The following is an 8,414-nucleotide window of genomic DNA, read 5'->3' as shown; positions in this document are numbered from 1 at the left end:
ATTCCGCCTTTAGAGAGCTTGAGCCGTATGATGGGAAACTATCAAGTACGGTTCTTAGGGGACAAGGGCGGAGCAATCCGCCTGCGTTACCCGACGACAAAGACATCCTCCACAAAATTAAACACGATTGATGGAAGAAAAGATTAAGAAATATTTATCTGATTTAGAGAAAGAACAAGGGATTGAAATTCTCCTAGCCTGCGAGACAGGTTCCAGAGCGTGGGGATTTCCATCACCTGACAGCGATTTTGATGTTCGTGTTATTTACAAGCATGACAAAGATTGGTATTTAAGCTTGACCGAAGAAAAAGACACAATTGAATATTTCCTAGAGAACAATGAGATAGATATAAGCGGTTGGGATTTAAGAAAAAGCCTTCGGTTACTTGCAAAATCTAATCCCCCTTTGCTCGAAAGAATTCAATCACCGATAATTTATAAAGTTGACAAAGAATTCCTGACTGAAATCAATTCAGTTGCGCAAAAGACTTATTCAAGAATTGCTACAATCCACCATTATTTAAGCATGGCAAAAAAGGCATTTGAAGAAGTAACAAATGCAGAGGAATATAAACTTAAAAAATTCTTTTATGCACTTCGTGCGTCAGTGGCGTGTTTGTGGATTTTAGAAAAGGAGGAAATTCCACCAATTGAATTTGGTAAAATGTTAAATGGACTGGACTTGCCTGCAAATTTAATAACAAGGATTGGAGAACTAATTGAAATAAAGTCAACTATTAGCGAAACATACCGACATAAAGGAGAGACTGTGTTGATAGAATTCATGAAAGCCTGTATTGAAAGAGCGGAAAACGAATCACAAAGTTTGCCAGCTTCTAAAGGGAAAATGACTGATTTGAATGATTTTTTTCTCAAAACATTGGCTTGACTTATGACAATTGACGATTTACGAAATAGAGGACTAATAATACTTGAATGTATTAGTGGCAGTAAAGCATACGGATTAGATACCCCAACTTCTGACACTGACATTAAAGGCGTTTTTATTCTGCCGAAAGCGGAGTATTATGGATTGAACTATATTCCTCAGGTGAATAATGAAACAAACGATGTTGTATTTTATGAGCTTGGACGGTTTATGGAGTTGCTTTCGCTAAACAATCCCAATATTTTGGAATTGCTCAACACGCCTGACAATGCAATTATCTATAAACATCCGTATTTGACTGAAATTAAATCTGAATTGATTTTATCCAAGCTTTGCAATAATACGTTTGGAAAGTTTGCATTGTCACAGATTAAAAAAGCGAAAGGACTAAAAAAGAAGATTGTAAATCCTGTTGCAAAAGAGCGAAAAAGTGTATTGGCATTTTGTTTTGTTAATTACGAGCAAGGAGCGATACCACTTGAAAAATATTTGGAAATTAAGGGCTGGAATCAAGAAAATTGCGGATTAGTGAATATCCCATACATGAAAGATGTTTACGGATTATACTATTCTGAACGACTTGGATTCAGTGGAATAATGAAAGGTAAAGACTCAAATGATGTTTGTTTAAGTTCAATACCAAAAGGAACTATGCAAGAATCTCTACTGTATTTTAATCGGGACGGCTACTCAACATATTGTAAGGAATATCGTGAATATTGGGACTGGGTTGATAAGCGAAACGATAAAAGATATGAAAATACTAAAAGTCACGGAAAGAATTACGATGCTAAAAACATGATGCATGTATTCAGACTTTTAGAAATGGCTATCGAAATCGGGAAAGAGAAAAAAGTCAATGTAAAAAGACCAAATCGGGATTTTTTACTTGAAATTAAATCGGGTAAATTCGAATACGAGGAATTATTAAAAATGGCTGACTTAAAACAGGAGGAAATGGAATTAGCTTTTGAAAAGTCAGAATTGCCAACTGAGCCTGATTTAGCAATGATAAACAATTTGACTTATAGATTGAGAGACAGATTTTATAAAGACAAAAAATAAACAACGAAATGCCAACATCATATATAAAATATTGGGGGTTTGGTGCTTACATTGACTTTTGTGCTCCGCATAAATTTCTGTGTCGGCCGATAATTCTGACTCCCGAAGCCCCCAACATTTCATATATGTGACCGTTGCCAGTAATTTTAAAGAACCTCACAGCTGAGAATGAAATATGGAAATAAAATGTATTGAGAGCATAGATATGAAGGATTTTGGAAAAACTTCCACAGGCGTGGTTTATAAAATCCATGTTAAAATCCTTGATATTGAGAAACGGGCGAAAGATATTATTCAATCTATATCAAATGATAGCTGGATTAAGAATTTAGGGGTTGTTGAACAATTGTCATATTCTGCAAGAGCTCAAAAGACGATTCAAAAACTAGTTTCTGAAATTTTTGAGAAAGTTGAAAGTACAGTTACAGAAGAGTTTGGTGAATATCTTGTTTCAGAATCAGCAAAGGACTCATTAATTAAACACTTGAAACATACTCATATACCCTTAGCTGAAATGTGGAAAGAAAAAAAAACAGGAAATCCAGGTTTTGATTTTCACACTGAAAGCTCTTCAAACTTAATTTCATTTGGTGAAGCAAAATTTAGTAGTAATTCTAATCCTCATACTATTGCAATTAACCAAATAGTTGGATTTATTGCTGATGGGAAGGATACAATGGAATTAGTTGATTTAAAAAACTTTTCCACTCCCCTTGCAATCGAAAATGCAGTAAAAGGTTCTAAGGCATATATTGCTGCATTTTCAGTAAATGGTCAGCAATATGATAGAATTTTTAAAACTGCGATAGAATCAGAGGGATTTGAAAAATTGTTGAGATTTCCTGAATTGTACATAATCGGAGTCGAAGTATGAAAATTTCAGAATACATTTCGGGAAACAATATAGAAGATACTATTCAGGAGGTTATTACTAGAATACATAAAGAAGGGCCAATAAATTCAAATGAATTTGAAAAATTGGCATACATAAAGAAGTTTCATCCTCAGATGTTTAGCCGATATGAAGGAAAGTTAATGCATTTAATTGGGTTGTTTTATAAAACTACCCAGCCTAATAGTTTAATAGAAGAAGTTTATTCAATTTTTGCGGATACTATTGAAACAGAAACTGGACGAAGATTTACTCCAGTTCAAGCAAGTGCTTATCGTAAAATAAATGAAAAGGTGTATTTTTCTTTTTCAGCACCAACAAGTTCAGGAAAATCATACTTGTTTAGAGAATTAATTCTAAATGCATTAAGTGACATTGTTATAGTTGTGCCATCGAGGGCTTTAATATCAGAATATCTATTTCGAGTTAAAGATTTATTAAAGGATGATAATTCAGTTTTAGTCCTGCAGTTTATTGAAAATATTAACAAAGCAAGAACTAATAGGAGAATTTACATTATTACACCCGAGAGAGGTGAAGATTTATTTGGAATCATCCATGATTTAAATGTTGAACTATTTTTATTTGATGAAGCTCAGATTTCTGAAGAACATATTCGAGGTATGCGTTTTGATTCTTTTGTTAGAAGAGTTGATAGATTATTACCAAATTCAAAAAAAGTGTTTACACATCCCTTTGTACAAAATCCTGAAGCTCAATTAACAAAACATGGCTTTATTAAAAATTCTGATTCTGCAAGATATGACCAAAACTCAGTTGGTAAAATATTCTTATCTGAAATGAACAAAAGTTTCAAATACTTCTCTCCTTTTATTGACACAACCCCAAGAGAACAAATTCCAGTAAATTATGAATTAGTAGAAGATATACTTAGGGATAATGGCACATTACTTATTTACATTTCTAAATCCAAAATATATGATGGCAGTTATGTGGTGGATTTTGAAAAATATATAAGCCTTTGTCCTAAAATTCAAATACAAGAAGCTGTAGATATAATTGATGAACTAAGGGAGTTTATAGGTGCGTCTGAAAGAGCGGGCGAAAAACATTCATACATGATTGATATGATGGTGCGTGGCATTGTCGTTCATCACGGTTCAATGCCATTGTTTGCTAGATTATTAATTGAAAAGTTTGTGAATAAAGGTTTTGCTAAAATATGCTTTGCTACTTCGACATTGACACAAGGAATAAATATGCCTTTTGATGTCGTTTGGATAAATAATTTTAGATTTCAAGGTGATGAGAATAAGAAAAATCTGGACTTAAAAAACTTAATTGGTCGTGCAGGTCGTAGCTCAGTCCGGAAAAACCACTTTGATTTTGGTTATGTAATAATTGAATCTAGAAATGTTGGTCGATTTTGTGATAGAATGACACATACTACTTCCCTTTCTGAAACATCTCAACTGGATTCAAGTATTGACGAAATTGAAGTAGACTTACAGGATATTTCAGAGGCAATAAAAAATGATACTTTTGACAATGAATTACATTTGACTGAAAGTCAAGTTAAAAGGTTGAGTGATGCTGAAATAAGCGTTTCAATAGAATTTATCTTGGATAACTTCTTAAAAAATAACATTCCGATTACAGGTAAGGATTATTATAATTTAGATGATGAATCAAGGAGTCAAGTAAAAGCTGCATTTAAAACAATTTATATTAGTCATTTAAGAAAGCAAGTTTTGACTAGAGGTGAAGCCAGTGTTTTAAGTGTTTCTATACCAATATTGTTGTGGAAAATACAGGGGAAATCATTTAAAGAAATTGTTTCATTACGACATGCTTTTCTCACAGATAAGGATGCGCAAAGGTCTATTATTTCTAAAATGAAAAAGAATGAGATTTCCCCAAAGGAAGCGGCAGATTTAAGGGCAAAAATTGAAATTAGGCACTCTACTGTGGCTACACCACTTCCTAATACCAGTGCAGCAACTGTTGGTATTTTTCCAAGAAATACATCTATAAACGACTTTGATTATGATATATTGGTTTATGATACCTACGATTACCTAGATAAGGTGATTTCATTGTCATTATCTGACCCTTTGGCGGCAGCATTTCAGATTTATTACAATAAGAATAATGACATAAGAGCATTAACTTTAAGAAATTATATAAAATATGGAACTAACGATGAATTGGAAATATGGCTTTTGAGATATGGTTTTGGATTTGATGAAATAGAATGGATAAAACCACTAGTATTAAATATTAATGATGATGAGGTCATATTTTCTGAGGCTATAAAAGAATTACCTCCTTCCAGATATGAATTGATAGAAAGATACTTATGATAAAAAAACTACTGGCAACACGCGGCATAAAACATTGGGGGTTAGGTGGTTATTCGAACATTCTACCACGCATCAAGTTTGGTGCAACTGGACAGGAAAGTAGCCCGCAATCCCCAACGATTTCATACCGCCAACCGTTGGCGTTCATTAAGCGCAAAAAATGCGAATCCCCTCTCTATTTATAGTTCTTTTCCTTATATTTGATATTCAACAACATATCTTATTTTATGACTGAAAATCAAAATATTGAATGGAAAGAATCATGGAAAGACGAATATCTGAAATGGATTTGTGGGTTCGCAAATGCACAAGGTGGAAAATTAATCATTGGAAAAAGTGATAACGGAAGAACAATTGGCATTGAGAACTCAAAAAAACTGCTCGAAGATATCCCAAACAAAATTCAAAGCCAATTAGGAATAATTTGTGATGTAAATCTTATTGAAGAAAACTCTAATGAAATAATTGAGATTGTTGTAAAACCTTATGACAATGCTATCTCATATCAAGGAAAATATCATTATCGAAGTGGAAGTACAAAGCAGGAACTAAAGGGAAAGGCTTTAAATGACTTTCTCTTAAAGAAATCAGGCAAAACATGGGATGATGTTATAGAGAATAGAGCAACCCTTGATGATATTGACCCAAATGCAATTGAGGCATTTATTAAAGCTGCTGTGATTAGCAAGAGAATGCCATTTATTGAAAGCGAAACAAATACAGAAGTAGTTCTTGACAATCTATTATTGAGAGAAAACGGATTAATAAAACGCTCAGCAATAGTTTTGTTTGGTAAGAATCCTTGCAAATTTTACATTAATGCATTCGTTAAGATTGGACGTTTCGGGAAAACAGATGATGATTTGATTTTTCAGGAAGTAGTTGAAGGAAATGCATTTCAAATTGCTGATAAAACACTTGAAATCCTTGACAAAAAATTCCTGATTTCACCTATTTCCTATGATGGATTACACCGAATCGAAAAATGGGAATATCCATATAAGGCAGTAAGAGAGACGATTATTAACGCAATAGTTCATCGCGACTATTTTGGAGCTCCAGTTCAAATTAGTGTGTATGACGACAAGATAATGATATGGAATGAAGGTAAACTTCCAGAAGGCTTTTCAATCGAAGATTTAAAGAAAAAACACACATCAAGACCTTACAATCCAACAATTGCAAGTGTGTTTTTTAAAGGAGGTTTAATTGAAGCATGGGGAAGAGGAACAATCAATATCATTAGTGAATGTCTTAAAGCAGGACTTCCAGAACCTTCTTTTGAGTCAGAATTTGGAGGCATTTCTGTAAAACTCTTTAAACCGTACACTGAGAAATATTTAACCGAAAAAGGCTTAAATAAAAGGCAGATTAAAGCTGTTATCTACTGTAAAGAAAATGACTTTATTACTAATGGTATCTATCAAACAATTAGTGAAACCTCAGAAAGAACAGCAACACGAGATTTAGAATTTTTAACTGAAATTGGTCTGTTTGAAAAAGTAGGAGAAAAGAAAGGGACAAAATATAAACTCATCCGTGTCTGACTATTGGCGGATAAATGGCGGATAAAAACATATTTTGGCGGAAATATGACGGAAATAAATAATTAACGAAACGCCAACATTTTGTATATGTCAGTTTTGCAGAAAATTTCACGTTTATAGAAAATTTCGAGTGTGCAAAACCGCCACATACAAATCACCGTTAGGGGGGCAGTCCATTTTTTTGAAGCAAATCCCTTATTTAAAGCAAATTAAAAAACAATTCGCACAGATATTTAGGAAAAAAAACAATTCAGAGAGAAAAACTGACTACTTCGAATATTTATAACGTCAAGAAAATTGATTTTACGACATATCGACCTGAATATCTGGACTAAACATATCGGAATACATTAAAACAATATTGCATAACGACAAAAATCCATAACGGAGAAATTTGGATATCGAACTGAATATTTCGTGGCTTCGCAAAACAGGTGTTTATGCCATAGAAGAACAAACTCTTCGGAGAAATATTGTAGACGTTAATGATTTCGGTGGAGAAGCGAGAGTATTTAACGGAATAGTTTATTTAACGGCGTGAATATTAAGATTATCGGAAATCATTAAGAAAAAACTAGGCTTTGAAAATTTGATAATGGGGAGAAAAATTATTCCGAAATACGCGGATTTTTAAACAGATAGTTAATCAGCTTCGCAAAGATGGTTTATAAGCCATTGAGTATTGAATTCTTTGGAGATATATTTAGGTCGTTAATGATTTTGGTGGAGAAACGAGAGTTTTTAACGGAATAGTTTATTTAACGGCATGAATACTAAGATTATCGGGAATTTCTAAAGAGAATCAAGGTGTTGAAAACTTGATGACATGGAGAAATAATCATTTCGAAAGACTCTGATTTTTAATCAGATAGTTAATCAGCTTCGCTAAGATGGTTTATAAGCAATTGAGTATTGAAATCTTTGGAGATATATTTAGGTCGTTAATGATTTCGGTGGTGAAACGAGAATGTTTATGGAATTGATTAATTAAATAGCGGATTTTCAAGAAATATCGGACGAATAATACGTTGAAATCAATGTTAATCGCTTGAATAATTAATCGTTTAGACACTTGCTATCATATTGAAAATTAAAAAATTCAGGAGCAAATTAAATGTGTGACTTAATTGCATGTTCTCTTGAAATTTATAACAAAAAACACATTGAAAACGGCGACAATCAACAATTTCGATGGCAAACTTAACGGTCTGATTATATTAACATTTTGTGAAATCAACTAAAATTCCGATGCCGCAGAAAATCATTTAGAACGTAGATTATTCGGATAATTACGCTGAAAGTCCCTGAAATTCAAGAAAATCTCTATTTTTAAGCAAGATTTTTAACGATTTGATTAAAAAAAATGGAACGCCCCCCTAACATTTTGTATATGTCAGTTTTGCAGAAACTTCCACGTTTCTAGATAGTTTCGGTTGTGCAAAACCGCCACATACAAATCACCGTTGTGTTTCATGCTTAAAAAGGCCAACGCACATTTGGCACATTTGCAAGCTCTGACACACATGCCGATGCTTCAGCTTGCAAAAGAGCCAAATTTTTGCCGACGCACTAATGATTGATAGATTGAAAATATTATGATAGTGTAGACTTACCCTTTATCAGACAACTACAAAATAGACATTTTTTTTCTTGAACCATATTTCTAAATGCTTTTTCAGTGAGCTGAGAGGTTCTGT

6 protein-coding genes are annotated in these 8,414 nt (G+C 33.2%); all 6 read left to right on the top strand.

Annotated elements, in window-relative coordinates; translation table 11 throughout:
• The first annotated feature begins 130 nt into the window (after positions 1-130).
• Positions 131-889, top strand: coding sequence for a nucleotidyltransferase domain-containing protein (locus EV194_RS16650; RefSeq protein ID WP_132435645.1), 759 nt, complete (start codon positions 131-133; stop codon positions 887-889).
• A gap of 3 nt (positions 890-892) precedes the next feature.
• Positions 893-1,954, top strand: a complete 1,062-nt coding sequence (locus EV194_RS16645) for a DNA polymerase beta superfamily protein (protein ID WP_132435643.1) — start codon at positions 893-895, stop codon at positions 1,952-1,954.
• Between the two features lie 205 nt (positions 1,955-2,159).
• Positions 2,160-2,828 carry a hypothetical protein gene (locus EV194_RS16640; protein WP_207916112.1) on the top strand — a complete coding sequence of 223 codons (669 nt, stop codon included), beginning with the start codon at positions 2,160-2,162 and terminating at the stop codon, positions 2,826-2,828.
• Entirely contained in the window at positions 2,825-5,170 is a 2,346-nt protein-coding gene (locus EV194_RS16635; RefSeq protein ID WP_132435638.1) for a DEAD/DEAH box helicase, read from the top strand. Before EV194_RS16640 ends, EV194_RS16635 begins: the two co-directional genes overlap by 4 nt.
• A gap of 227 nt (positions 5,171-5,397) precedes the next feature.
• Positions 5,398-6,717, top strand: a complete 1,320-nt coding sequence (locus EV194_RS16630; protein ID WP_132435636.1) for an ATP-binding protein — start codon at positions 5,398-5,400, stop codon at positions 6,715-6,717.
• A 394-nt stretch (positions 6,718-7,111) separates the two neighbouring features.
• The gene (locus tag EV194_RS17040; protein ID WP_207916110.1) at positions 7,112-7,258 is read left to right on the top strand and encodes a hypothetical protein; all 147 of its coding nucleotides are present in this window, start codon (positions 7,112-7,114) and stop codon (positions 7,256-7,258) included.
• Positions 7,259-8,414: the final 1,156 nt, after the last annotated feature.

The sequence above is a fragment of the Natronoflexus pectinivorans genome (assembly GCF_004345615.1).
In the GTDB taxonomy this organism is placed as follows: domain Bacteria; phylum Bacteroidota; class Bacteroidia; order Bacteroidales; family Marinilabiliaceae; genus Natronoflexus; species Natronoflexus pectinivorans.
Note: the sequence above shows the minus strand (reverse complement) of the source record. Positions and strands in the feature narration are given on the sequence as shown.

What these genes read in the sequence shown, in the direction of transcription:
- EV194_RS16650 (WP_132435645.1), top strand. Translation starts at nt 131, where the DNA reads ATGGAAGAAAAGATTAAGAAATATTTATCTGATTTAGAGAAAGAACAA.
- EV194_RS16645 (WP_132435643.1), top strand. Translation starts at nt 893, where the DNA reads ATGACAATTGACGATTTACGAAATAGAGGACTAATAATACTTGAATGT.
- EV194_RS16640 (WP_207916112.1), top strand. Translation starts at nt 2,160, where the DNA reads ATGAAGGATTTTGGAAAAACTTCCACAGGCGTGGTTTATAAAATCCAT.
- EV194_RS16635 (WP_132435638.1), top strand. Translation starts at nt 2,825, where the DNA reads ATGAAAATTTCAGAATACATTTCGGGAAACAATATAGAAGATACTATT.
- EV194_RS16630 (WP_132435636.1), top strand. Translation starts at nt 5,398, where the DNA reads ATGACTGAAAATCAAAATATTGAATGGAAAGAATCATGGAAAGACGAA.